The sequence below is a fragment of the Adhaeribacter radiodurans genome, from assembly GCF_014075995.1.
In the GTDB taxonomy this organism is placed as follows: domain Bacteria; phylum Bacteroidota; class Bacteroidia; order Cytophagales; family Hymenobacteraceae; genus Adhaeribacter; species Adhaeribacter radiodurans.
The window spans coordinates 1,824,657-1,851,595 of record NZ_CP055153.1 but is presented as its reverse complement, the minus strand read 5'-3'; the positions used below and the strand labels follow the sequence as shown (position 1 = coordinate 1,851,595).

21 protein-coding genes are annotated in these 26,939 nt (G+C 39.8%); 9 read left to right on the top strand and 12 right to left on the bottom strand.

What is annotated here, in order from left to right; all coding sequences use genetic code 11:
- Positions 1–38 precede the first annotated feature (38 nt).
- From HUW48_RS07725 to HUW48_RS07700, 6 genes are read right to left on the bottom strand one after another with little or no spacing between them, the layout of a single operon-like run.
- Positions 39–1,688 carry a hypothetical protein gene (locus HUW48_RS07725; protein WP_182415128.1) on the bottom strand — a complete coding sequence of 550 codons (1,650 nt, stop codon included), beginning with the start codon at positions 1,686–1,688 and terminating at the stop codon, positions 39–41.
- 25 nt (positions 1,689–1,713) lie between these two features.
- Complete coding sequence (locus tag HUW48_RS07720) at positions 1,714–2,652, bottom strand: GNAT family N-acetyltransferase (RefSeq protein WP_182415127.1); 939 nt, start codon at positions 2,650–2,652, stop codon at positions 1,714–1,716.
- Complete coding sequence (locus HUW48_RS07715; RefSeq protein WP_182415126.1) at positions 2,627–3,604, bottom strand: glycosyltransferase family 2 protein; 978 nt, start codon at positions 3,602–3,604, stop codon at positions 2,627–2,629. The genes HUW48_RS07720 and HUW48_RS07715 overlap by 26 nt, the downstream gene beginning before the upstream one ends.
- Positions 3,601–4,842: an MATE family efflux transporter gene (locus HUW48_RS07710; protein WP_182415125.1), complete on the bottom strand. Its 1,242-nt coding sequence runs from the start codon at positions 4,840–4,842 to the stop codon at positions 3,601–3,603. The genes HUW48_RS07715 and HUW48_RS07710 overlap by 4 nt, the downstream gene beginning before the upstream one ends.
- Positions 4,843–4,857: 15 nt before the next feature.
- Positions 4,858–5,838: a hypothetical protein gene (locus HUW48_RS07705; RefSeq protein ID WP_182415124.1), complete on the bottom strand. Its 981-nt coding sequence runs from the start codon at positions 5,836–5,838 to the stop codon at positions 4,858–4,860.
- Positions 5,835–6,263, bottom strand: coding sequence for a sugar 3,4-ketoisomerase (locus HUW48_RS07700; protein ID WP_182415123.1), 429 nt, complete (start codon positions 6,261–6,263; stop codon positions 5,835–5,837). The genes HUW48_RS07705 and HUW48_RS07700 overlap by 4 nt, the downstream gene beginning before the upstream one ends.
- A gap of 160 nt (positions 6,264–6,423) precedes the next feature.
- Here HUW48_RS07700 and HUW48_RS07695 point away from each other — a divergent pair, with 160 nt between their 5' ends.
- The 3 genes from HUW48_RS07695 (at position 6,424) to corA (ending at position 9,401) form a co-directional block, all read left to right on the top strand.
- Positions 6,424–7,551: a DegT/DnrJ/EryC1/StrS family aminotransferase gene (locus tag HUW48_RS07695; protein ID WP_182415122.1), complete on the top strand. Its 1,128-nt coding sequence runs from the start codon at positions 6,424–6,426 to the stop codon at positions 7,549–7,551.
- Between the two features lie 21 nt (positions 7,552–7,572).
- Entirely contained in the window at positions 7,573–8,166 is a 594-nt protein-coding gene (locus HUW48_RS07690) for an IMPACT family protein (RefSeq protein WP_182415121.1), read from the top strand.
- 101 nt (positions 8,167–8,267) lie between these two features.
- Positions 8,268–9,401 carry a magnesium/cobalt transporter CorA gene (gene corA / locus HUW48_RS07685; protein WP_182415120.1) on the top strand — a complete coding sequence of 378 codons (1,134 nt, stop codon included), beginning with the start codon at positions 8,268–8,270 and terminating at the stop codon, positions 9,399–9,401.
- On the opposite strand, the gene HUW48_RS07680 is transcribed toward corA, so the two are convergent.
- On the bottom strand, positions 9,402–12,080 hold the full coding sequence (locus tag HUW48_RS07680) for a DUF3352 domain-containing protein (RefSeq protein ID WP_182415119.1): 2,679 nt from the start codon (positions 12,078–12,080) through the stop codon (positions 9,402–9,404). It abuts the gene before it with no gap.
- A gap of 245 nt (positions 12,081–12,325) precedes the next feature.
- Here HUW48_RS07680 and dtd point away from each other — a divergent pair, with 245 nt between their 5' ends.
- Both dtd and HUW48_RS07670 read left to right on the top strand, forming a co-directional pair.
- A complete protein-coding gene (gene dtd / locus HUW48_RS07675; protein WP_182415118.1) occupies positions 12,326–12,778 on the top strand; it encodes a D-aminoacyl-tRNA deacylase in 453 nt (150 codons plus the stop codon).
- A 181-nt stretch (positions 12,779–12,959) separates the two neighbouring features.
- Complete coding sequence (locus HUW48_RS07670) at positions 12,960–13,286, top strand: nucleotide pyrophosphohydrolase (RefSeq protein ID WP_182415117.1); 327 nt, start codon at positions 12,960–12,962, stop codon at positions 13,284–13,286.
- Positions 13,287–13,581: 295 nt separating this feature from the next.
- Here the strand turns inward: HUW48_RS07670 and HUW48_RS07665 are convergent, their stop codons facing one another.
- Both HUW48_RS07665 and gcvT read right to left on the bottom strand, forming a co-directional pair.
- Positions 13,582–14,307 (bottom strand): 2-phosphosulfolactate phosphatase, encoded by a 726-nt coding sequence (locus HUW48_RS07665; protein ID WP_182415116.1) that lies wholly within the window; start codon positions 14,305–14,307, stop codon positions 13,582–13,584.
- A gap of 147 nt (positions 14,308–14,454) precedes the next feature.
- On the bottom strand, positions 14,455–15,555 hold the full coding sequence (gene gcvT / locus HUW48_RS07660) for a glycine cleavage system aminomethyltransferase GcvT (protein ID WP_182415115.1): 1,101 nt from the start codon (positions 15,553–15,555) through the stop codon (positions 14,455–14,457).
- A 206-nt stretch (positions 15,556–15,761) separates the two neighbouring features.
- Here gcvT and HUW48_RS07655 point away from each other — a divergent pair, with 206 nt between their 5' ends.
- Together HUW48_RS07655 and HUW48_RS07650 are read left to right on the top strand one after the other, a co-directional pair.
- Positions 15,762–17,276 carry a sensor histidine kinase gene (locus HUW48_RS07655; RefSeq protein ID WP_182415114.1) on the top strand — a complete coding sequence of 505 codons (1,515 nt, stop codon included), beginning with the start codon at positions 15,762–15,764 and terminating at the stop codon, positions 17,274–17,276.
- A gap of 46 nt (positions 17,277–17,322) precedes the next feature.
- Positions 17,323–17,763: a response regulator gene (locus HUW48_RS07650; RefSeq protein WP_182415113.1), complete on the top strand. Its 441-nt coding sequence runs from the start codon at positions 17,323–17,325 to the stop codon at positions 17,761–17,763.
- Positions 17,764–17,998: 235 nt separating this feature from the next.
- Here HUW48_RS07650 and HUW48_RS07645 read toward each other — a convergent pair whose 3' ends face one another.
- The gene (locus tag HUW48_RS07645; protein WP_182416309.1) at positions 17,999–18,592 is read right to left on the bottom strand and encodes a ribonuclease HII; all 594 of its coding nucleotides are present in this window, start codon (positions 18,590–18,592) and stop codon (positions 17,999–18,001) included.
- 505 nt (positions 18,593–19,097) lie between these two features.
- Here HUW48_RS07645 and HUW48_RS07640 point away from each other — a divergent pair.
- Positions 19,098–19,529 (top strand): YsnF/AvaK domain-containing protein, encoded by a 432-nt coding sequence (locus tag HUW48_RS07640; protein WP_182415112.1) that lies wholly within the window; start codon positions 19,098–19,100, stop codon positions 19,527–19,529.
- Between the two features lie 44 nt (positions 19,530–19,573).
- On the top strand, positions 19,574–20,443 hold the full coding sequence (locus tag HUW48_RS07635) for a YsnF/AvaK domain-containing protein (protein WP_182415111.1): 870 nt from the start codon (positions 19,574–19,576) through the stop codon (positions 20,441–20,443).
- 121 nt (positions 20,444–20,564) lie between these two features.
- Here HUW48_RS07635 and porU2 read toward each other — a convergent pair whose 3' ends face one another.
- Both porU2 and HUW48_RS07625 read right to left on the bottom strand, forming a co-directional pair.
- Positions 20,565–25,583 carry a putative type IX secretion system sortase PorU2 gene (gene porU2, locus HUW48_RS07630; RefSeq protein WP_182415110.1) on the bottom strand — a complete coding sequence of 1,673 codons (5,019 nt, stop codon included), beginning with the start codon at positions 25,581–25,583 and terminating at the stop codon, positions 20,565–20,567.
- Between the two features lie 15 nt (positions 25,584–25,598).
- Complete coding sequence (locus tag HUW48_RS07625; protein ID WP_182415109.1) at positions 25,599–26,690, bottom strand: putative type IX sorting system protein PorV2; 1,092 nt, start codon at positions 26,688–26,690, stop codon at positions 25,599–25,601.
- Between the last annotated feature and the right edge of the window lie 249 nt (positions 26,691–26,939).

Genomic DNA, 26,939 nt, shown 5'->3' with positions numbered 1-26,939 from the left:
CTTTTTAAGGTTTATAGGATTAATGGTCAGTTCAATACTTAATCATTTAATATTTCAACTTTATAATACGAAAGGCCTTCGGTGGCAGCAGATGCTGGTACGGGCTTAATAAAAGTAAATTGAAAAGTTATTTGATAAAAATGTTTGTAGTAAGCTTCTAAAAAAGCAACCATGAATGCATTGCTGACTACCACTACCTTTTCCCGCTCATGCAAAGTTTTTAAAGCAGGGAGTATGTTGTCCTGCCCGGTTAAGGATTGTAAGTATTTTGAGTAATGCGGGTCTAAAGTTTGCCAGCCCGTCAGGAATAATACGCGTTGATTCTGGAAAGTATAATTTTTAAAAGGCGAAAGGGCTCTTAGTTCATTTTCTAAACCAATTGTTGCTACTACATAACCGGGATAATTGCTATTAATATCCGAGATAATGTTTTCTGATTGTTTTTGCCGGTGCTGTTGCCAAACAGAGCGATGACCGATTTTATATATTTGAAGAGCTAACAATAAAACTCCGCACAATTTAAAAAACAAAAGTACATTATCCAGTTTATTACCAAGCGGTATTACTGCTAAATGTACCAACAACAATAAACTAATGGCAGGAGTTAAAACCCGGGGTGGAATCTTAAATAAAATACCGACTAGTAATAAGACAACCCCAAAAAACAAATGGTATTTACTTAAGTATAAAATCTTGCCAGTGAATTTACTTTTAACAAGCCACAAGAAGTGAGCGAGCAAAAAGCTTAAGGCTAAAAAATGATTAAAAATTACTTCTTGAAGGAGTAACCGCAATTTTGGTACGAGGCTGTTTCTAACAAAATAATCCCAGTCAGGCCGTTGTTGTTGCAAGAACACCCGAATATTAGAATCAGCTAAAAACCAGTTTTGAATACCCGTGTACAAAAGCTTTTCCGAAGAACTTACAGGTGGCGGACAGCACCAATGGTAATCTAGGACTTCGGATTTTAGAATATCTAACCGTTGGTATTCTTGCTGGGCCGGATTGCTCTTTAATAGTAACCAACCGCTGAATAAGAACCCGGCCAGCAAAAAAGGCAAAAGTAAAAGAATGGTTCTTTTTAAGGCTGGACGAGAAAATGCAGAATCTAAGAAATATAATGGCAAGATTAAACCTATACCAAAGCAAGCGAAACTTGGCCGGATGCACAAGGCCAGAAAAAACAAACTGCCGTACCCCCACCTCCATTTACTAAATCCGGAACTTTTTTGTTTTCCATCTAACCAGGCATTCAGGCTGGCCACTCCGGCTAACAGTATGGCTACTCGCGAGTAATTAAACCAGAATACATGTTCGTACCAGTTAGCCAGGTAAAACAGAATAATAGTAAAATACATAAAGCGTTGAGTTGCTTTGCCATTTAATACGTAATAAATAAATCGGAAAGCCAACCCACTAATTCCAAATAGCAAGCTGTACAACCCTAATCCGTACCAAGGCCATTCCGGTAAAATTTGGTATAATGTCGAGAGTAGTGTACTGAAACCATGCAGATAAAGCGATAAGTCGGTAACAGGCTCCATACCCGAAAAGCCACTCAATAAAAAAGTAAGAATGATATCGTCGTTACTTTCGTAGAAACAACCTATTAACCAAAATGTAGCACCAAAAAGCAATACAGTAAGAACCAGAATAGAAATTAAACCAGAATAGAAGGAATGCTTCAATAGGAATAGCTTTACTGGTTTAGAATTATAAAAAAAGATAGTACGTATCCTGCACCACGGTTCGGGTACCGTAACTTGTTTTGTTCCGGAGTAGATTTTGGCTTAATCCGTAAGGTTCCCGATCGTCGTACGACGTACCGAAACTTAAATATTTTTTTTGGCTTTTATACACTTGAATAACGTGGTGCAAGAGCAAATCCAGCGCGTGTACTTTTTTTCCCTTCGGCGACGTGGCCATGTATTGCAAATTTACTACCTGCCGGTGCTCAAATAAGATAACCCCACCTATTAATTCCTCGCCTTGGTAAGCGGTTAACAATTTTATATTCTCCGGAAAAAGTTCTTTTAAATAGCGTAATTCGGCGGTAGTATGCGTGGGAGCTCTAATGCCGGCAGTAGCATGAATTATCTCAACCAAATTCATAAATTCTTCTACTTCATTAGAAAACGCCAGAGTAAGTGAATTTTCTAATGCTTTTTTCAAGCAGCGCTGCCGCAATTTAGAATAATGAAGCGGAACTGTTAAATCTAATACTGAAATATTGGCACGTTTGTAAAGTGAAGCGCCGTGCTGATACAAAGCTACTAGATCTTCCTGGGCGGGTTCTTGCGCGTAAATAGAAGGTTGCGCCTTGTAAAATAAGGTATGAAAAAGCTGAGATTTTAAATATTCCCGGAGCTTTCGGAAAACTTGGAGCATAAGCAAAGTATCTACTTTACGTGAAACCACAAACCCACCAAAGCTTAGGCCCTGGTGCGAGTTAGCTACTCCGTCTTTTTCATGTAAGGGCAATATTGCTATTAGCTGATCTTTCCGGTAAAAAAGTAAAGAATGATCGATAAAACGGTCAGCGTGGTATTCTATAAAATTGCGGTTAAAAAAGAACGTTCCGTTTATAGCTTGTTGGTTAAAGCTATCCCAGGCGGATTTGAGAGTTTTATCGTACCGTTCTATTTGTATCATGCTCCACCTTACCTTTAAAGTTATCCGCAAGTTTACGCAATTGCAGAAACCCGTTAAGTATTGTTGCTACCAGTTTATAAACTCCAGTTAAGGCTTTTAATTGATGCATTATATCCGCTAAAAGCAGGGCCTCTATAAAATTACCAGTACTAACCGCTTTTCTAAACTCGTATTTTACCCGAAATGCTAAAGCTGCCTGCTCGTTGGCAGTGCGGTTTAAACTTAAAGCTGTAGCACAAACCTGCACCGTAGAATGTAGCTGTTTATCGTGTTTTTTGTACAATTGCTTCGATAACTGGTGCGGGTGTAAGCGGCGTTTTGTTAAAACCTTATCTAAAAAATAATACCGAAAATACCTTCCGGAGCGTACCCAAAAATCAAAGTCTTCGTAAGCCAGTTCTTCGTTATATCCACCCAGCTTTTCTAAAACTGTTCGTCGGATGAGCATGGTTGGCGCCGAAATAAAAAATCTTTTTACTAAATCCGCGTAGATCCATCCGCTGGCCGGTGCCGGAGTTAGTTTGCCGTTAGGTAAATTCCGGTAAAAATTCCGGATCGGTTGTGAAAATTCGTCTATTAGCAGCGCATTAGTGTACACTACCCCGTAATCTTCTGCTAGTCCGGCAAAACAGTTTACCTGTTCCATTATCCGGTCCGGCAACAATACATCATCCGTGGCAAAATCAATAACGTATTCGCCGGTTGCGTAAGTTAAAGCCCGGTTAAATGCCCGGCAATTACCTAAGTTAGTTGTATTTAATAGTAATTGAATACCCTGAAAACGAGCGCAATAATCCCGAATAATGTTTACGCTACCATCTGTGCTAGCATCGTCGGCAATAATAATTTCAATATTAGGATAGGTTTGAGTGAATACCGAATCTAACGCTTCGCGCAGAAATGGCTCGTGGTTGTAACATAAACAGATAACTGAAACCAACGGGTATTTCATGCAAACAATAATTTCCGGAAATATAGTACATGCAGAATAAGGAAGAAGAAATAATTGGCACAATGCGCCATGGTGCTACCGGCAATTCCATAATGATCGGTAAAAAAGTAAAAGCTTCCTAAATAAGCTACTGCGCTGATGCCTTCAAAAAAAATAATAACCCAAACGCGTGCTTTTGCCACCAGTATATTGGCCAATAACCAGGAACAAAGTTTAAATAAATCGCCTGTTAATTGAAAGGGCAGCAGATCCTGCGCTTTCAAAAAGTTGGAACTAAACAACCCGGTTAATATAAAGGTGCGGGCAAAATATACCCCGGCCAAACCAACCAAAATTACAGGAATAACCAGCTTCAAAACATTTCTGACAAATACTTTTAATTGCGCATTATCGTGACATAAAGCCGATACTTTGGGGTAAAAGGCATACGAAAGCACCGCTGTAAACAAAGCCGTGTAACTATCCGAAAGCCGCACGACGCCTTGCCACAAACCTGCCTGGTAAATAGAAAAATGCCGGATCATAAAATCGCGAATATAGTAATCGAGCCCTTTGGTAAATAGTAAAACGCTTAATGCCATAAAAATATACCGGCTCAATTGTTTTAAAGCTAAGGAAGAAAAGCGAGTTTGCTTAAATTCAGAAAAGGATAAACCTTGCCAACTAAAAGGCAAAACGAACAAGATTATACTACTTAAAGTAAGTAAGTAACCTACTAAAAAAGAAGATAAAGTAATTTTTTGGTAAGCTACAAACACATATACTATCACCAACAAAGCAGAAAGGCAATTACCTACAACTACCACCCCCGTACGTTGGCGTGCCAGCAGCACCGCATTAAAAAATGATTGTGCGACTACCAAAAAAGCACCAGTTATAAAGAGGGTTAACCAGAATAAATTGAAAGGCAAATAAGTTAAAAACCAATTTCTACCTAATAAAATTATTATACTGGATAGCCCAAATACAATACACGTTAATCCAAAGCCCGATTTTAAATAACGATAAGAGGCAGGTGAATTCGATTCGTTTTGGCTTAAATAAGGTAAAATACCCCGGTTAATGCCATCGTTCGGAATTAAAGTAAAAAAAGAAAGTAAATTTTGAAAATGAGCTAACTGAGCCAAACCAGCCGGCCCGAAATAAGAGGCAATTACTTTATTTAATAACAGGCTACTTACTAACCGAAACCCAACCGAGAGCACTCCCAAAATAGAATTCCGCAGAAAAGTAAACATGCCAGTGGAGCTAAGTTAATTTGGTCGGTTTTTGAATAACCAGTTACGAATTTTCTTTATTTGCCTTAACCATTTAGGATACCGATGCTGTACCAGCAATCCATACGTTTCGGGCTGAGCACCCAAACTTTGGTAAAAATGGGCTATTCCGGGTAAACTACTTCCTTCAAAATCTATAATAAGGTTTGTACCGGCCTCTTTCCGGCAAATCGTATCTAATAAAAAAGTACTGGCTCCTACTTTCTTTCCGGGGGCATTGGCTGCTGGCAACAAATAAGTTAACCGGTTTTTATACTGAATAAAAAATGCTGCGGCTACTATTTGTTTGTTGGGTAAAAAAACAGCTACAATTCGGGCTAAACCTCTATTCCGAACTTCTGATATAAGAGTTGGCATCACGTTTAGCAAGGCAACCTGTTGCTTTAAGTTTAAGAGAGGTACTAAATTTTCGTGTAATAACTGCACTACCGCGGGTTCCAGATCGTTTCCTTCCCGGAAAATTAAATTAGCTTTTACTGCTTTTTTTAAATCGCGCACCCGGTTAGAGCTATAGTGCTGATAAATATCAGCGTACGTTTGATTTAAAGGCAAAATATAGTTTACCCGTTTTTGGAGGGGCAATAAAGCATTCACTTCATTATAATCTGCGGCGTGAAAACTATAATGTTCAACAGATCTTCCCTCCGGAAAAGCGAATAACAACAATAAAGGTAAATTTAAATCTTTGCGGTTTGATTTATCGCTAAATATCCCTAATTGCTGCATTAATATAGGTTGAGAAATAAACGACTTACCCATTATATGGCGCATAGGCAAAGGCATTACCAGCGAATAGGTATTTTCTTTTTCCAAGGTTACTATTCCTTCCCAGGCCGGCGCTACTATATCCAGGTACCAGGAAAACGCATAAACTAATCCGATTGGATCGCGGTGAACACAAGCATCCCAGGCTGCTTTATTTATCTTATTACTTGGCAATCTTTCATAAAGGCTCATTTTGATAATGGTCCGCGTAATAATTTAAATTCTGGATAATCGCGAATATAATCGGCTTCATTAAAGTCAGAGGAAGAGAGCGCCAGCAAAACGCTATTAGGAGCGTACGTTAATTTTGTCCAGCATAAAGCAGGTACATACAACGCTTGAAAGGGTGAATTTAAAATAAACTGCTTTTCCTGATCTGTCTCCGTATTGATCACAATCCGGCCCTTTAGCGCTATTAATACTTTCTGATCTTGCCGGTGGGCGTGATTACCTCTTACATAATTTTCCGGCACTCCAAACGACCAGAAAACGCGCTGGATCGGAAATGGAATAGCCGTGGCTTGTTGCGTAGAAACAATATAGCCTTCTTGTTCTGTACCAGAAAAATCTACGTCGAAAAGGACCGGTTCCTGCCCCATTGTAAACGGATGAACCATTTATTTAGCTTTGAAATTTAAAATACCGTTAGCGACTGCGTGGATGTATATACATAAGGATTAAGCCAAAGATAGCAGCTATTCGTTATAAAATTAAAAATACCTTGCAACCATCTTTCTAAAGTAACAAGAGTAATCGGTTTAGCTTTTACCTTTGGTTATGCATGTTCCATATTTATCTTTTACTTACCAGAATCAACTTTTACGGTCGGCTATTATAGAGAAAAGCATTCAATTTATTGATTCGGAACAATATATCTTAGGTCCATCCGTAAGCGAATTTGAAAAAGCATACGCTGCCTATATCCAAACCAAATTCTGCGTGGGAGTAGCCAACGGCTTGGAGGCTCTTGTTATTAGTTTAAAATTAGTAAATGTTGGTGCCGGCGACGAGGTAATAGTACCTGCCAATACGTACATTGCTTCCTGGCTGGCCGTTTCGCAGGTAGGTGCTATTCCCGTACCCGTAGAACCTGATCCTGCTACTTATACTATTGATGTTACCAAAATAGAAGCGGCTATTACTCCCATAACCAAAGCTATTATACCCGTGCATTTATACGGCCAGCCCTGTAATATGGCCGCCATAATGGTTTTAGCAGAAAAATACGACTTAAAAGTAATTGAAGATAATGCCCAGGCGCACGGCGCAGCTTTTAAAGGAAAAGTAACCGGCAGTTTTGGTCAGGTAAATGCCACCAGCTTTTATCCTACTAAAAACCTGGGCGCTTTTGGCGATGGTGGAGCTATTACCACCAACAATCCGGAATTAGCCAGAAAAGCCCGGCTACTTCGCAATTATGGTTCAGAAACTAAAAATTACAACGAAATAATTGGCTACAATTCCCGGTTAGACGAATTACAAGCCGCCTTTTTAAACGTAAAACTGCCTTATTTAAACCGCTGGAATAATGAGCGCCGGCAAATTGCTGCCCACTACCATTTTCATTTAAAAGATGTAACCGAAATAGTTTTACCTTATTCCTTATCAGATACCGAATCTGTTTATCACATATTTATTATTCTTACCTCAGTACGCGACGAGTTACAGTTGTATTTACGCAACCAAGGCGTAGAAACCGTTATCCATTATCCCATTCCACCGCACCTGCAACAAGCTTATACTTCTTTAGGTTATAAAAAAGGCGATTTCCCGATTACCGAAAATATTGCCGATACTTGCTTAAGCTTGCCTATGTGGCCGGGTTTATCCGAAGAAATGGTACAGTTTGTTTGTCTTAAAATCAAAGATTTTTTTACTAAAAAAGTCAAACATCTACTATCTTGATACTTGTGTTTATTAACTTACATGAGTCAATACCAAACTATTGCTGCTCCCAGTGCCGGAGTTTATAAAGAAAAAGGAAGTAAATTTCTGGCTTTCGCGTTTCCGGTAAACTCCGAAGCCGAGATAAAAGAAATAATAGGTTCTTTAAAAAAGGAGTATTTCGATGCGCGGCATTATTGTTACGCTTACCGTTTAGGCCCAACCGGCAGCGTGTACCGGGCCAACGACGATGGCGAACCCAATCATTCGGCTGGTGATCCTATTCTGGGGCAACTCAAATCGTCGAATCTTACTTATATTTTATTGGTGGTAGTCCGGTATTTTGGGGGCATTAAACTCGGAGTAAGTGGTTTAATTCAGGCTTACAAAACGGCTGCACAAGATGCTTTGGCCACTGCTACTATTATTCAAAAAAAAGAACTAAGCCAGCTAACCCTGTATTTTTCTTACGAGCAATTAAACGAGGTAATGAGTTTAGCGAAAGAACCAGATTTAGTAATTCTAAAGCAAGAATTTGAACAAGAATGTACGCTCGTTATTCAGTTTCCTAAAACCGCCGAGGTAATAATACGCGCCCGGTTATCTAAAATAAAAGATGTTCGGTTTGCGGAGTGATTGCCTGTTTACTTCGGATTACGTAATAAGTCGGAAAGCTTACTCTCAGCATTGAATACCTGCTTTTTACATTTTAAAAAATCTTTTGCCGAAGTTTAATTATGAAAGTTTTTCGTTCCCTTACCAAGTCTAAAGCTCTCCAGGAAAATACTTTTGCCAAAAAAGTGGGCCAGCGGCCAGGGTATTTGTACGTACCCGAAAATGCGCATCCTCCCCGAATGTTTTTAATTTCCTTTGACGACGATGTGTTTGAGGAAAAAGAATATACCGATTATGATGCTTTATTACAATATTACCAGGCTAATCCGCAGCTACAACATTGGATTGATATTAGAGGGTACGGCGATATAACTTTACTAGAAAAAATTTCGGCTGATTTCCAAATCCACCCTTTGCAAATGGAAGACGTAATCAGCGATTACCAACGGCCTAAAATGGATACGGAAGGGAAAAATTTATTTTTTATTTCCCGGATGATAACGTTTTTGCCGGACCATTGTCTCGACGACGATCAGATTTCCATTTTTACTGGTTCTAACTATATTATAACGCTACAGAGCGATTACGAAGATTGCCTGGATATGCTGCGGTCCCGCATTCGGGCAGGCCGGGGAACAATACGCCAACAGCCCATTCAATACATTACCTACGCTATAATGGATGTTACCATTGATAATTATTTTCCGGTATTGGCGCAAGTAGGAGATTACCTCGAAGAGCTGGAAGATTCATTATTTGGGCAGCCTAACAAAAAACTGCTGACCCAAATCTTGAACATGAAACGGGAAATGTTAAAAGTTCGCCGGATTGCCTGGTCGGAAAGGGATAAATTAAATGAAATTCTGCGCAGCGAGAACAGCACTATCCCCAATGAAATAAAAATTTACTTTAAAGATGTGTACGATCATATTGTGCAGGTGCTGGACATTGTAGACAATTACCGCGAGCTAATGGGCAACTTAACCGAATTATACTTGTCGAATGTAAGCAACCGCATGAACGAAATTATGAAAGTGCTTACTATTATTTCCAGCATTTTTATTCCGCTCAGTTTTGTGGCCGGCGTATACGGTATGAACTTTTCGCGCCAAAACCCCGATGGTTCCATTAATTACCTGAATATGCCGGAGTTGTATCACCCTTACGGGTACGTCATTTTGTTGGGTATTATGTTACTTATTTTACTAGGCCAGTTGTATTTCTTTTATCGCAAAGGTTGGCTTAGTTCGTTTTAGTTAAGGCCGGGCTCTAAAAATAAGTTCTTGCAGTAAATTATCCGTAGTTTTAAATAATTGATATTGTTGCAAAGTAGCATTGTATTCTAAATGCACGGGTAATTTATTAGTAAGAGGCTTATCGCCAATTAAGGCTATGTTTATATCGTAAAGGTAAGTTTTTTGTGGACCACGTTCTGTTATCACGTAAATAATATTAGCCGGATCAAAGTAAAAATACTGAATCAGTTTAGGAGTGGAGGTAACGTAATTTTTTTCCATTATTAGTTTCTGATCAGCATCGTACAAATTCACCCTACCTAAATCCTGGCGGGCAATTAAAAAAGATTGACCGCTATTTTCTGAAACCAATTCAAAGGTTGTACGACGGGAAGGCCGGGCAAAAGCCATTCTTTTTTCTACTTGCCCCGCTAAATTAAAAGTAATTAATTCGCCAGCTTGGGTGAGTAATACCATTTTTGAATTACGGAAACTGGAACCAGGCTGGGCTATTAACCTACTCGTAAAAGTTCCTTTCAGATTTATCGGGAACCCCGGATAATTTGCTCCATTAACATCTAAGGCGTATATGTATCCGTTTTCCATTGCCAGTACTATAACCTCGCGGCCTTTAATATTTAAATAATAAGGAGCTATTGCCAGTTTACCAGGCATTTCTTTCGGTTGCCAACCGGGTATTAAATTACCTTGCCTATCATATAAGTAAATATTACCGCGCACATCGTTCACCAGAAAATAATAATTTGCTTGCCCCCGGTCAATTACGGTCAGGTTTTGAATAGTGGTGGTATCACTCAGGTTAAACGGAAAACTTTCGACGTCCTTCCCGGCCTGGTTTAAACAAAAAATACGATTATGGGTCGAAAAAACGTATTTAGGTTGAGCGTCTGCTCCAAAAGTAATCGGGTATACCGGGCTGGTTAATTTACTATCCAAGGAGTCGGACCAGGCAATTTTTCCTTCGGGGTTCACCTGGTGCAATACCAAAGCTGAATCCTGCACCAATATCCTAGTTGCGTTCCCCGGTCGACTTCGCAACAAATCCGGTCCGGTAATAAGTGGCGCCGCAAAAGCAATTTCCTGCTCTAATTTAAATTTTTCTTCGTTTTCGTGGGTGGCACTTGCCTCCATCCGGTGTTGAAGTAAAATTCGGGTCAGAAATTGCTGATTTTGCCGGGAAAATTGCCAACTAATTTGGCCAAACTTTCTAATTAAACTTTCATAGCGTAGCAAACCTACTTTTTTATCCTCCTGCAAGTACCTGTTTAAAAAATTCCAGGTGTTTTGCGTATGAATAAACAAACTCACACTCGATTGCGGCAAAGTTTTTTGAAGAAGTCTCTGTTGTTGCTCCTTATTCGCCCAGGTTTTCTTATCTCGGATATTTTGTACGTATCCCCGCAAGGTTTCTTCGCTGGCCGCAAAAAGTAGAAAACTATCTACCTGCGCCGCAAAACACCTCGGAAAGCCCGTAAACCCTTTTCCAAAAAGCTTAACAGGTAACTCCGGAATCCCTATTTCCTGAATGCGGTAACGACCGGCGCGTTCCGTAGCAAAACGCACATTTGCCGCCGTATTTAACGCTTGTAATACTTGTTGCGTTTTATCTGGATTAGGGGTAAAAGCCAACGCTACTTTTTCAGGAGCTACATTTTCATTGGGGGTAGTTAAATAGCACAAGGCTAGTTCCTGCTGCATGGTTTGGCGCAAAGAATCGAGCCAGGGTATTACTTCCGGTACCAAAGAAGAAATTTGCTTATTACTTTTAGCTAACCCCACGAGCTGCTGATTACCCAAAAAAATTAGAATGGCCGTTCTATCTGGTACGTATGCTTTTAAGCGTAAAGCCTGTGAATTTTTCGGCCTTAATTGTTGATGCAAAGATCCCGGTAAGGTTTCGGGTAATGAAAGTCCGTTTAAGTAAAAATTTTGTTTATCTACTTGCAATGCAAGCAAACTGCTGCGGCACAAACTAACTAAATAATCTACATCCGATTGAAGTTCCGGTTTTAAAAACAAGCCTATAAAAGGCGCTAAGTGCCGGTAATTAATAAAAATATTGGCGTATACACCTCGTTCCTTCAGGTAATTTATTTTGCGGAATTCCTGCACCGGCGATTCTAATTTAGCCCGGTTAATTTTACGAATAACTTGTTGCAGTAATCCGGTATTAGAACTAAAAATGATGTTGTTACGGTAAGTAAAAAAAGTAAACGCATCTTTATTTTGGGCGTTCTGCACCTGAGTAAGCAAATAGCCTTGGTAGTCTTGTTCTTTGGTTTGGAATAAAGGGCTTTTTGCAACGTTTTCGATAAAACTACGAAGGTACCGGTGTTCGGCTACGGAGCTAACCGGTAAATACACCACAAAATCAAAATCAGTTTTACTTGTAACATGAACCGACGTAACAATTCTCTTTTGCCGGATAAATTCACGTAAGGTTAAACGCCGCTCCGAAGCGCTATCTAACAAACGAATATCTTCCTGTAAATTAGTAAAATACGGTAGCCGCGAAATGTTTCCCCAAAGGTTTGTTTGCCTTAATTGATTGATAAACCGTTCGTGCCGATTAGTTTCGAACACAAATACAGCATCATCGGGCACTAAAGTCCAAAGGTTAACTTTTTCTTGTGCTTTACTCCATTTATAATAGCCGTATAATCCGGCGCTTGCAAGCAAAAAGAACCCTATTAGGTAAAAAATATATTTTTTGGGCATTCAATCGGTTTAGTCGCAGTACAAAAATAGGAATTTAACTCAATCGTACCAATGTAACGGATTTTGCCTCAACGTGGCTAAAATAAGCAATTACCTAAAGTTTGTTTCAGGTTTTACCCGTACTTTTAGCTGATTAAACAAATTTGTTTAAAATTTATTAAAGTAAATTCCGGGAGCAAATTGCTCAAAATTATTTACTAACGCTCATGAGATTAGTTATTCAACGGGTAAGTGAAGCCGCCGTTCGCATAAAAAATAAAGTAGCCGGCCAGATAGAAACTGGTTTACTAATTTTGGCCGGAATTACTTCTGATGATACCGAAGAAGATATTCGTTGGATAAGCCGGAAGGTAGTACAAATGCGTATTTTTAGTGATGCAGAAGGTAAAATGAACCGCAGCGTGCAAGATATAGACGGCAATATTTTACTTATTAGTCAGTTTACTTTGTTGGCTAATACTAAAAAAGGCAATCGTCCGTCTTTTATCGAAGCGGCTCCTCCGGCCATAGCTATTCCGTTGTACGAGAAACTAATTAGCGAATTAGAATCTGAACTGGATAAAAAGATTGCTACCGGCGTATTTGGGGCAGACATGCAAGTATCGCTCATAAACGATGGCCCGGTAACTATTTACCTGGACTCAAAGAACCGCGTTTAGTAAATAGACCATGGACCATAGTCGACAGACCATAGTTAATGGAGGGAGCAATGAAAATTGCTTTTACAGCTGCGTGATGTAAAGTTCAAGCAACGGACAAAGTGTAACATTCAACGTATTACATACAACCTAAAACTCTCAACATTTTAACCTTCCAACTTTAAAACTTTCAACTAAAAAAATGACCTTAGCCGAAGCACAGCAAACCGTTGATACCTGGATTAAAGAAAACGGGGTGCGGTATTTTAATGAATTAACGAATATGGCTATTTTAACCGAAGAAGTAGGTGAAGTAGCCCGGATCATCGCGCGTCAATACGGCGAACAATCATTTAAAAAGTCGGACGAAGGGAAAAATCTAGGCGATGAATTAGCCGATGTTTTATTTGTTCTAATCTGTTTAGCAAATCAAACCGGCATAGACTTAACAACTGCCTTAACCAAGAACCTGGAAAAAAAGACGAACCGTGATCAAAACCGCCATTGGCAAAACGATAAGTTGAAGTAAAACTGAATCAAGATTTTTCGGAATGTTAGTTTAGAACAAATTCATCTACTTTCTATCATCCGCCCTAAAGGACTGAATTTGTAGGAACTGCCGCATTATTTAGAAAATAATTTATTTCTTCTCAGCAGTAATCCCCTATTAATGGCAATCCGTTCTTCTTTTCGGGTTGTTAGATCCTTTGCAGGATAAAACAAAAGGAAGAAGTATTTATTACTCGGCTAAAAATCAGAAAGCTTTCGGGCACCATTACCAATATTATAGAAGAAAGTAAATACGACGGAAAATAGTAATTATTTTAATTTTTGATAACCTCGGGTATATAGGGTACTAGAAAATCACCTTCCATAATGGGCACAATATCGTAAACATCCTGTTGCAAACAGAACGTAATATCCTTGTGTATATCCAGGTTCTTTAAACGTTGTACGTGCGATGCCTTACTTAAAAATCCCGCTAAATCGTTTGTCGCTGTTTCGTAAAGATGCCACGAAGCTAAAGTAGCGTCGTTCTCCGATTCAAAAGAATCTTGTAGTTTATGCGCCAACGCACCGGCAAATAAGGTATCTTCTAAGTTAAATTTTCCTTTCCAGCCGGCGCAAACTATTAATACATCTTTCTGTTGTTCTTGTAAGTAAGCTGCTACACTGCTCAAATTTAAAAAAGCACCTACCACTACTTTATCTGCCTCCGCCGATAACCGGATAGCCCGAGTTCCATTAGTAGTTGTCATGGCCAGAGTACGGTTTTTTACTAAATCTGCCATGTAACTGAACGGCGAATTACCAAAATCGAAATCTAAGGCCATTTTGCCATCGCGCTCTGCTGCCGTTAAATAACCTTGCTGAGAGTAAGATTTGCATTCATCCAGATTACTTACCGGTACTATTTTTTCCAGACCGTGCGCCAAACCTGTTACCATCGATGAAGTAGCCCGTAAAATATCTACTACCACCACTATCCTACCCTTTAAATCGTACAAATGAATCAGTTCGGGGCTAAAACAAACATCCAGAAGAGGCATGGAAAAAGTTGAGAGTTAAAAGTGAAAAATTTAAAGTTTTGAATTATTAGGATGAAAAAAGGTAAACGTTATTATCCGGCAAATACGAAAACCGGAAACCTTGTTCAACTGCTTAATAGAATTATTGCTTTATTTACTTTTTGGCTACTAGCTGGAAGCTTGTTTAACAAAGGGTAATTTTACAACTTTCGCTTTCAGCGTTTTATTTCGTATTTTAATGTAAATTTCTTGTTCAGGGTTACTGTATTCAGTTGTAACATAGCCCATTCCTATGCCTCTGCCTAAAGTTGGTGATTGCGTACCTGAAGTTACTTCTCCAATTTTTTCATCGGCCTGGTTTACAATTTCGTAGTGCGCTCTTGGGATACCTTGTTCCTGCATTTCAAATCCAACGAGTTTTCTGGCTAATCCCTTTTCTTTTTGCTCGCGCAAATAAGGAGCATTCGTAAATTCTTTCGAAAATTTAGTAATCCAACCTAAGCCTCCTTCCAAAGGCGAGGTTGAATCATTAATATCATTTCCGTAAAGGCAATAACCCATTTCTAACCGGAGCGTATCGCGGGCACCTAAACCAATGGGCTTTATGCCAAAGGGCGTACCCGCCGCCATAATTTTATCCCACACTTCCCGGGCATGTGCATTCGGCACGTAAATTTCAAAACCACCCGCGCCGGTGTAGCCCGTGGCCGATAAAATTACGTCCGGAACTCCGGCAAATTCTACTACGGTAAAAGTATAATAAACCATTCCGGAGAGGTTTACCGAAGTAAGTGACTGCAGGGCTGCTATGGCGTTAGGACCTTGAACGGCAAACAAAGAAACTGAATCAGAAATATTTACCAGCTCGGCTCCATTTGTATTGTATTGATTCAGCCAATCCCAATCTTTCTGGATGTTAGACGCATTCACTACCAACATGTACTCCTCGGCATGAAACTGGTACACCAGCAAGTCATCTACAATTCCGCCTTGCTCGTTCGGGAAACAAGAGTATTGCACTTTGCCATCGGTTAACTTGGCGGCATCGTTGGTGGTAACCCGCTGAATTAAATCTAAAGCTTGCGGACCCCGAACCATAAATTCGCCCATGTGCGATACATCAAAAATACCTACATTTTGCCGTACGGTGTGGTGTTCTTCCAGATCAGAAGTGTATCGAACCGGCATATTATACCCCGCAAAAGGTACCATTTTAGCACCCAGTGCCGTATGCACCTCGTTCAGGGCCACTTTTTTTAATTCGTCCATAGTAATTTGAGTAGCTGCAACCGGCGCAAAAGTAGATATTTTATACAGGTTCTGGAAATCGTTTTTAGTAAATTTAAGCCTGCCCCAAACACCCTTTTCTCCTCTTTAACCGCAGTAATCGTTACGGTTGGCTTTTATCACCAAAATTTAAGTCGTAAATTTGCGCATTACTTTTCTGGTCCTTCCTTCACCCCCGATTATTCCTCATGAAATTATCAACCAGAATCTTTGCCGGTTTTATTATAATATCCATCTTTTTTACATCCGTTATTTACATCAATTTTAAACTTTCCGAAGAGGTACTCGAAAACAGCCAGTGGGTAACGCACTCGCAAAGTGTAGTAAGAGCTTCCTCGGCTTTACAACGCTACATAGTGGATATGGAGACTGGCATGCGTGGCTTTCTATTAACAGGTAACGAAGTATTTTTAGAACCTTACTACGCCGCCAAAAAGCAAATACCGGCTCTATTCTCAAATTTAGAGACTTTAGTAAAAGATTCGCCGGTACAAATCCGACAGGTGCAGCAAATTGAAAACACGCATAACCGATGGGTAACTACTTTTACCGAAGCCTTAATAAGTCAAAAAAGAAATCAAAACCTGGAAAGCGACGATTTAAAAAATTCGGGTCTTCAGAATTTAAAAAATGCCGATAATGCTATGGTTTCCGGCGGCATGAAAATGATGGACTCCATGCGTTCTATGTTTATCGGGCTCAATAATATAGAAAATCAAATACGCGAATCCCAATTAACGCGGCTGCGCAACAGCATTGATAATACACGCTTATTTTCTACCATAATGACCATTCTATCGGTATTAATTGGTTTAGGTTGGTCGTATTACATTGCCCGCATTATTACGCGCCGGATAGGTTCCATGGTTAGTCTGGCCGAAAGAATTTCATCGGGAGAGTACAAAACCCAAATTTTAGATACTTCGCGCGATGAATTAAGTAAGCTATCGCATTCGCTGAACCGAATGGCGAACAAAATTAACCAAACCATTACCGAGTTAGAAGCTAAAAACAAAGAATTGGACCAATTTGCCTACGTAGTATCGCACGATTTAAAAGCACCTTTACGGGGAATTGAAAACGCTTCGCGCTGGGTAGAAGAAGACATGGGCAAAGATTTACCCCGGCACATTCAGGAATATTTAAAATTAATGCGGACGCGGGTACACCGCATGGAAAATTTGATCAACGGCATTTTGGCCTTAGCCCGGATTGGCCGCCGTAAATTAGTAGAAGAAACGGTAGACACCCGGCAATTACTTTTTGAAATTTATGAAATGCTGGCGCCACCACCCGGAATTAAACTTCAGGTAGGCGATACTATGCCGGTATTGTTTACGGTACGGGTTTATTTGCAACAGGTATTTACGAACTTAATCAGTAACGCTATTAAGTACCACCACCAAACAGAAGGTTTAATTCAGGTGAAATACGCCGAATTATTAAATTCCCATCAATTTACCGTTACCGACAATGGCCCCGGAATTGAAGAAGAATATCACCAGCGGATTTTTGTAATTTTCCAGACTTTACAGGAACGCGATGCCGTAGAAAGCACAGGGGTAGGACTTGCCATAGTGAAAAAAATTATTGAACAACAGGGCGGAAAAATAACGGTAAAATCCAGCCCCGGAAAAGGTTCCTCGTTTGTATTTACCTGGCCAAAAAAATTAAATTCTGGCTCGGATTTTGAACCAAGCTAAGAATAATACTACATATTTATTATTTCTGTATTACATTCTTGATTATATGAACGAAACACTACCCAGCATACTTTTGGTTGAAGATGATTACTTGGATATTATGAGCGTAGAGCGCGAACTGCGTAAGCTAAACATAAATTTGCCTCTGCATATTGCCCGTAATGGCCGTGAAGCTTTGTCGATGTTAAAAGGAGAAGGTCAGGCCCCTTTAAATCCTTTACCCAGCGTTGTAATGCTCGATATTAACATGCCTAAAATGAATGGCTTAGAATTACTCACGGAAATCCGGAACGACGTGGATTTGCAGTATTTAAACGTATTTATTACTACTACTTCCATGGAAGATTCGGACCGGACGAAAGCGGAAGATTTAGAGGTAAGCGGCTACATCGAAAAACCCTTAACCTTTGATACTTTTGGTCATCAATCCAGCTCCCGTATTGATTCTTTTAGTTTATTTCTGGATCTATTAAAACTGAAGAACTAAAATTTTAAAATTTACTTTAGCTCTATAAGTATCTTTTTACTAAAAATTGCAGGTAATTAAAAGAATAAAATTTTAGCACTACCGAATTTAAAGATTTAGATTCTGTATAGTTTAATAAAAGTAAAATATACTTAAAGTAATAGCTGATTATAAAGTCTCAGCCCCAAGTAAACCCTAGTATTAAGGTTTTATTTGGGGCTGAGACTTTTTATAACTTTACTAATTAAATTTTACTTTATAAGATAAACGATTCAGGTAATAACCGGAAAGATAACCGATGGTACGGTGTAGTTCCAGTTGCCTGAATGGCACTCCGGTGCAAGCGCGTGGGATAACCAGCATTTTGTTCCCAACCATAACCCGGAAATTGTTCGGCTAATTTAGTCATGATATCGTCCCGGAATGTTTTAGCTAAAACGGAGGCCGCCGCAATAGAAAAATATTTACTATCTCCTTTTACAATACATGCGTGCGGAATACCCGGGTAAGGAATAAATTGATTTCCATCAACAATTAAATACTCGGCTTGGATTTGCAACTGAGCTACCGCCTGGTGCATGGCCAGAAAAGAAGCTTTCGAAATATTAATTAAATCGATATCAGTGGAGGAAACCTCGCCTACGGCCCAGCTAATGGCTTCGCGGCAAATCTCTTCCCGCAGATTTTCTCGTTGTTTTTTAGTGAGCTGTTTAGAATCGTTTAAGGTAGGATGATAATAATCGGGTGGTAATATTACGGCTGCCGCTATTACCGGCCCAGCCAGGCAACCCCGTCCGGCTTCATCCAAGCCAGCCTCCAGTTTATGGCCGCTGTAATTAGCCAATAAAATTGTTTTTTCTTTAACCAAGGCGAGCAATTTATATTAAAAACCTAAAGTAGATTAAATTTTATAGCACTTCATAATGCAGGAAGATTATATAAATACTTTCCAGGTTAGTTTCCCCAAATCAGTCCCGTAAAATTAATTATAACTCTTATAAATGAAAGGTCAGAATCTACTTATTCAACATCTATATTAATAAATAAAAATATTAATTTTTTGTAATTTATACTTTTTCTTTAAACCACGTTTACTATTTGGTTTTTAAGTCAAAATAAGCTATATAATTAAAAATTTAATTATTAATAATTTGATAAACAAAAACTTATAAAAAGTGTTGAAGCTTAAATTTAACGAAAGCTCATCTTTAATATTACCAATTTGTTAATTCTACAATATTAAAAAATAATAAATTTCCGATACGAAAGTAAACATTACCAGATGAGTACCGTAAGAGCCTTTACACTAGTAAACATTACTAGAATAAAAAATATTAGAAATAGAAATCCGTATAATGGAGGAAAACCTGAACGAGAATTGGCACAAAGAAACTGAAAAAACTACTCATGTTATTCCGGTAATTGAAGAACATGTACAGGTAGGTAAAAGAGTAGTAGAGACCGGTCGCGTTCGGATTATTAAAACCGTTAACGAAGAAGAAGCCCAGGTAGAAACGCCTCTCTTACAAGAAGAAGTACAGGTAGAACGAGTACCGGTTAACCAGTACATAGAAGCGGCTCCTGCTGTGCGTTACGAAGGCGATGTCATGATTATTCCGGTTATTCAGGAAGTTGTGGTTATCGAAAAACGCCTAATGTTAGTAGAAGAAATTCGGATTAATAAACAACAAATACAAACCAATGTGTCGCAAACGGTTACGCTTCGGAAAGAAGAAGTAAAAATAGAACGAACCGACACCAGTACCGTAAACAACGAAAATTTTTAATTTTTTTATAATTCTTATAATCTAACCTAAAAACACATAAAACTATGGCACAAACAGTGATAGGAATATTCGACAATTCAACAGAAGCGCAACAAGCATTACAACAACTAATAAGCTCAGGCATTTCACAAGATAGAATAGATATTTCCACTCCCGGAGCAACTGGTAATTCTTCTACCGATTATAGCACTGGTAGTACTACCTCTAGTTATAGTGGAAGTACTACTTCTGGTTATAATACCGATAGAGACGATGATGATAGTGTAAGCAATTTCTTCCGCAATTTATTTGGTTCCGATGATGATGATAACGTTAGAACCTACAGCGAAGTAGGCCGTCGTGGCTCCATTATTACCGTTCATGCTCAATCTGCCACCGAAGCTGAAAGTGCTGCCCGGATTCTGGATCAGTACGGCGCAGTAGACGTAGATGAGCGTTCGCAGCAATACCGTACCAACACAACTGATACTGCTAACACTACTGGCTCTATTCCAATTATAGAGGAAGAATTGCAAGTAGGTAAGCGCGTAGTAGAAACTGGCGGCGCCCGTATCCGGAGCCGGATTATTGAACGCCCCGTTGAAGAAAATGTACGTTTACGCGTAGAACACGTGCGGGTAGAACGGACCCCGGTAAATCGTCCGGCTACTGAAGCAGATTTAGCTAACTTCCGCGAAGGTGAAATTGAGATTAGAGAGCAAGCCGAAGTAGCAGTAGTTGGTAAAGAAGCCCGCGTAGTAGAAGAAGTAAGTTTAGGTAAAGAAGTAGAAGAGCGGGAAGAAACCATTCACGAAACCGTACGCCGCACCGATGTAGAAATAGAAGATCTGGGTACCGATGTTAATCGCACCAGCACTACTAACACTACCAGAACCAGTGATTTAGATAATCTAGATAGAAATCCTAATTTATAAGTGTTTCTGAGTTCATTTTAAGTAATAAAAGCAGCTATTAAATTTAATAGCTGCTTTTTTATTTTAAGTAATTATTAACTGTTCGTTTTTACAAATCTGCAAATTGATCTTACTTTTCAGGTTACCGCAGGATATACAATTTACCGTAACCTTTCGTAAAGGATTTATCACCGGTCGTGTTACGGTGCGAAAACAAATCGGTATCCATTACTACGCGGTATAAATAAACCCCATTCGCTAATTTATCTCCAAACTCATCGGTGCCGTCCCAGGCGTATTCGCTGGTATTGTTGCCAATTTTAATCGGACCAAGTTCTTCTTTTGTTATTTCGCGGATAACTTTACCGGTTATGGTTAAAATTTGCACTTTCAGGTTTTGGGGTATTTGAGCGCCGGTTACCGTAAAAACAAACCGGGATTTGCTGGAGAGCGGGTTCGGATAAGGATAAAAGTTGGTGATGGTAGATTCGTTAATTACATTAAAACTAATCTCGTAAGGTTCAAACCCTGCTTTATTATTACTAACATCTCTGGCTTGTACGCGAAGTTTATAAATGCCATTTGCCAGATTTTGAGGAGTAAATTCTACCCGAAAATCATTTTTCTTATCGGCCGGAAATACTTTTACTTCGCTCCCGGTTAAATTTACTTGTTCATAATTAGAGCTAGTAGGCTTTAATAAAAGCATTTCCAAGCCTTCGGTATTCTGCAAAAAAGAGTACTTGTCTTCGTCTTTTACTAAAACTGTAATTTGTGGGTTCGGTGAAACAATATCCCCGTCTAAAATATGCTGGCCATCGAACGCTACATCCAACAAAGGCGGAATATTGGTACCTACGGTAAAGGACACTTCAAATACATTGTTGGTATAAACCAATTCGGGCTGTAAATACGGATTAACAAATAAACGTAAAGTATATTTACCGCTTAAGCCGCGGGTAGGAAAAGTAACCGGAATATCTACCAATTCGCCTTTACCCAGCGGTTTTACTTTTATATCCTGCGTGAACCCGCTGTTTCCTATTAAAGTTAGCCGCGCCACTAAAGAATCCGGAAAATTGTATTGTGAAATATTCTGAAAAGTAAAACTGGTACTTATGTTTCCGGTGGCGGCCTGGGCTCCTAAATTTTTATATTTATCGGTTCCCATTGTATCGGCCAAAATTAAACCTTCGGGAGTACCTTTATATAAAACCAGCCATTCACTAAGTTGGGGGGCCGTTCGGTCGAGCGTATCTGCTACTGCTAGTTGTAAACGTAAATAAGGATAGCGTTTAGCTTTTAAATTTACTAAATCTAAGATTCGCAGGCTGGTGTTGGAATAAACTAAAGTGTCTTTACTTTTTTGGGCGTCGAAACCCCGGACAGTTAAGAAATAATTATCTTTTCCGGCTCCATTTTTCTTAACTAAATTCTGGATTTTGCTCCACTCCGTTGCTGGCCCAACGAAGGTGGAGGTTATTTCGCCGTAAACGCCGCGGGTAGTAAGGTCGGTACTTAGCTCTATGGATTGCAGAGCTGCTCCGGTTGGTTCGCTGCGCACGTACGTTCTCTCCTGCGCTGTTCCTGCTGCTCCATTCTTTCTACCTACCAAAGCTATTGGATAACCGGTTTGTACACTATCAATCAGGCGGGAGCCTAGGTTTCGGAATTCTGCTTTAAGTGCAGGCGAAAACACGCTGAATGGCACATTCTGCACCGAAATTAAGGCCACGTAATAACCTGACGGCACTGCTTCTAAGAACCGGCGTAAATTTTCCTGATTTTGCAGTTGATTAAGATTCACAAAATGGTACATGGTTTTGGGCGAGTTGCCGCACAGGGCTGCTCCCGAATTGGCCGGCATAATATACTGCTCCAGGGTTTTATCGTTAAAAACAACGGCCAGTATATTAGGCTGGGATAAACCGCAGGTACCATCAAAGCGGGTTCTCCCATCTATTAAAATTCCATTAGGTGGAAATGCTGCCGCTACTTTACCACCCCTGGTTTTTAAAATTAATTTTCGGGAGTTAGGAGTAAATTCCCATTTTTGGGAAGTTGGATCTAAAGCAATTCCCTGGGTATTGGCGCTGCGTAATTGAGCTGGCTGACTTTGGGACCAACCATCCGGACTGCCCGGAATGTAACGAAAAGAACTGTGCCCCCACACCACCGAATCCTGACCCGGCGCCAACTCGTTCGTCCGGAATCGCCAGTAATATACCACACTGTCTTCGGGAGTTTGGCTGGCCGGTAGCGTTACTTGCCAGGTTGGCAATAAACCCGCTCCGGCTATTAGGGTAGATTGCTTTTGCGAGGAACTAAATTGAGGCGAAGTATCTAATTCAAAATAATAATCCTGGTTTTGGGACTGCCTCTCCAAAGCTTGCCCGATTAATTTAACATTTGCCTCAGACACAATAGCATATTCGGGAGGATAAAGCGCCTGCACCGTATTAGCAGGGAAATAATATTCAAACGTATAACTATTATTGGTTTCGTCCGATTCGCTTATTTTATTTAGGTGATCTAACAAAATAGTAAATTGGTTTACCCCGGGCGTATGGCCAATTTTATCAACAAACTTAAAATAAAGCGTATCCTGGTTATATACGGCCGGAAAAAATACCGAATCAATGATTAATGCATTATTGCGCCTTACCGAAACAGAAATAGAATCTGTAACAGCTTTTCCTAAATTTTTAACTGGAATAGCAATGGTGAACGAATCAAGGGCGGCAGTTAATCGCTCGTTATTAAAAGTTTGAATAAAAGGACCGTTTTCTTGTACCAAGTAATCCGGCTTTTGCGGCGAAAACAACCGGATGGCTGGATCGCCCTGCAAAAACATTTGCATGGCTTGGGCTATTGCATTTGGGCTTTGAGTTTGAGTTAAAAAGCGTTTAATGGTTTCTTGCTGAATAATACCAACGGGTTTTCCGTAAAAAGTAGAATCGGTAAATGCTACTTCGTAAAACTTTTCGCTGTAAAGCTGCAAGATGTTGGCGTAACCAATACTGGAATGCGCTAAATATAAAATAATTCCTTTTTTAGGAGCCAATAACCAATTTACCCCGAAAGTATTGTCGTAAAAGGGATTACCGGTGGCGCAACCATTCATAATCATCATGGGGTATTTACCGGTATTATTGTACCCATTAACCGGATCGGTTACCAGTCCAATATCAATATCATTTATGGTTGGAGAGGAATGTCCGAAAAAAGTAACTAAAGACACCCCGGCATTTATATCAGCGGAAACATTCATTTTTTCGGTGCCGGCGGTAGTTAACCGGTAAATGGTTTTTACTTTTCCACCTAAAAAAGTTTTCTCCACCATATTTTCCCAGCGGGTTAAAGCATTGCGGATATATGTTTTTAATTGCTCCGTGTCGCCGCCCCCTAAATGCAGGATATTTTTTCGCCACTCCAAGTTGTCGGGTAGCGCTTCGTGTTCTTTCACTTTCTCGAAATAGGCCGCTAGTTCTTCGGGGTTTTGCGCTGCCACCCGGCCAGTAGCAACTTTAGGGTAATATTCATCTTTATCCCAATCGGCGGTAAAAAATATATCGGACACTGGGGCCACCGTCGGAATCATGTCGCGTTGCCTAGATGCTGGGGTAGGAAAGGTGCGCGAACGGCCATAATTGTCGTAATCAGGAAGTAAGCTATACCCTAATAGCAGTAAGTATTGCGGTTTGCCTTGAACCAATAAATATTGCATTAAATGCCGGATAGCTAAGGTCGATTTCTCGCCGTAATGAAACTGATCATACACTTGTTCAATTTCTAAAGATAAGGTATCGTGTTTGCCGCCCCCCTCCGAAGCTCTATAATCGTTGTAAGCTTTTACCGGATTAGAGTAGGCAGCAGTTGGTTTAGCTAACCGCTTATGATACAATAAAATAAAATCGGCAGAATTACTGGCAAGGCTACGAAAAATAATTCTTTGCGGAGGAGCCGGCCTGTAAATGGTACCGGCATTTACTAATAATATTTTTTGCTGTTGATTATTGGAGCTAGGGCTAACGAAAGTTGCCTCCGTAGCAGTATTAATAACATTAATTTTTGTTATACTATAAGGATCTGTAACGTTGAATCCTAGAAGAGTTTGGTTGTTGCTTTTTTGCAATACATAATAAGAAGGAGTGCTTTTTAGGGTATCGGAGGGCGATATGGTTATACCTGGTGCCAGGAAAATATTTTTACGGGCATAAGATACCCGTAAATACCGCACCCGAACAATATCAGCTACTCCCTGGGCATTAACCGTTATTCTTAATTTTACTTTTCCGGCGCTGGAAATATCGGCCGCTTGCAGCAGATACAACTTTTTAATTTTATCAAAAGGACTAAAAATAATATTACTTTCTAGCTGACGCACCGCACCGTTTGGAGTTACTATAGCAATGGTAACGTTGTGCGCATCGCGTAAAACTCCTTCGAGCAAAATTTCTATAAGGGGCGGGGAACCGTTGGGTTCTAAATTCAGCAGAGAATCTACTTCAAATTCTTTTACCGGAGCGCGTACGCCACTGCCAATAGTTCCGAACCACACATCGCCATAGCCTTCACTGGCATCGCCCCACGACATTTGGTTATCGCCGTAAAAAGCGCCACCCTGGTACTCGGCAGTATACAATTTAAGTCGCTCGGCTCGGTGCCAGGGTTCGGGTTGTAAACCGGTTGCCGGTAAATTAAAGTTTTCTGCCCGCTTGCCAGGTAAAGGTGCTACGGTTAAAAAATAAGCCGCCGTATCTGTATACAAACTAAAATAAGAATTTGCGTGATCTTGCGGGTTTTTATAAAACTCCCGGTCGAGCTGACCATCATTGCGCTGCCCGTAAAACTCCAGGTAATCTCCCGGATTTAAAACTCCATCTTCCTGGCCTTGAACATAAATGGCTACTTCTCTGCCCCTGCGCCAAAGCTGTAAATTTTGCGGATTAACATTGCTTAAACCTGCATTAGCTAAATAAGCCTGATCTAAGCGGTAAATGCCGGTTTTGGCAACTTTAATTTTATAATATGCCTGTCCGTAATTGATCCACTCGTTGCCGTACTGCGATTGGCCAAAAACAGTTAAAACAAAAAGCTGGCTTAATAAGCCACTCAGAAATATTCTTTTTAAGCTAGAAGAAAAATAAAAATCAAACATCTTGTATGCTAGCTATTAATCAAAAGCGTAACCCAACGAAACCATAATCGACGAAACATTGGCATTATCCGCTATTTTAGATAAAGCTAAATCTAGTTTTAAGCCATTGGTTGCTACCCCTACCCCGAAATTAGGTTGAAATTGCCAGGTTTCCTGCCCGTTAAATTCTTTTATCTGTTGTAAATTATTTATTCCAGCCCGCAAAAAAACCAGGCGATTATAACTTAACTCGAAGGCCACTTTAGGATCCAGGGAGAACAGGTTAGTTTTAAGAAGTACATTCCGTTTTCCATCGAAGGTAAAATCCAGGTCAGCAGCAAGCAGTAAAAGTAAATTTTTGGGCAAAGGAATGGTTCGCGCTACTCCCAGGATTAAACGCGGCAAGGTAATTTCAATCGTGTTTTTGGGTAAACCCGCCGTAGAATCCACAAGTAACTGGGTGTACTTCATTTCGTCGGGGTTATGGCTCCAGGCATTAAAAGTAGTGGTAATATCGCGGGCCATGAAGCCAAATTGCCAATTCTGGCGCTGCAGCTGCGCTCCTGCATCCAGGCCAAAACCCCAGGCAGTAGCAAAAACGCCCACATTGCGGTAAATAATTTTAGCGTTTGCCCCTACTCGTAAACCTTTAATCAAATTACTCCGGCGAGCATAAGATATCAGGAAAGCGTAATCGGCAACCGAAAAAAACCGAATACTGTCGTACTGGTAATAACCGTATTCGTGATTTTTTAACCGGCGGGTATCCGCTATATCATCTACCCCCGACCGGATAAGGGAAAAACCCAGGATACTGTTGGTATCTAAAGGTAAGGCAAAAGCGGCAAAATCATTTTTAACTATGCCCGCAAATAATTCGGAGTGCATTAAAGCTAAGTTGTATTTATTTTTTACTTGCAGCAAACCGGCTGGGTTCCAGTAACCGGCATTCGCATCGTCGGCAATACCAACTTGTACATTTCCCATTCCCAAAGCCCTACCTCCTATTCCCAGGTTCAGAAACTCATTGCTGTACTTAGGAGCCGTAATCTGGCTTAGAACCGCAAAAGGTAATAAGGTAAAAAGCAGTAACAGAACTGGTATTAAAAATATAACCCGCTTAAGCATTACCTTTTAAGGTGAAATAAAAGTGTTTTCTGATGAAAAGTAGTTTTTAATTTATCTGTTTTAAATCTTCCTTTTAAAATTTATCTAAAAGCAGTATTAAAATTTTTGTAAGAAAGATTCTAGGTTGTTTTGCTTAAAAATTTATTTGGATGAAAATATATTTGTTTTAAACAATATTTAATCTTAATAAAATCCTATCAAATCCTTATTATAAAGCAATATACTAAATTTATTCCTTTAGAAATTATA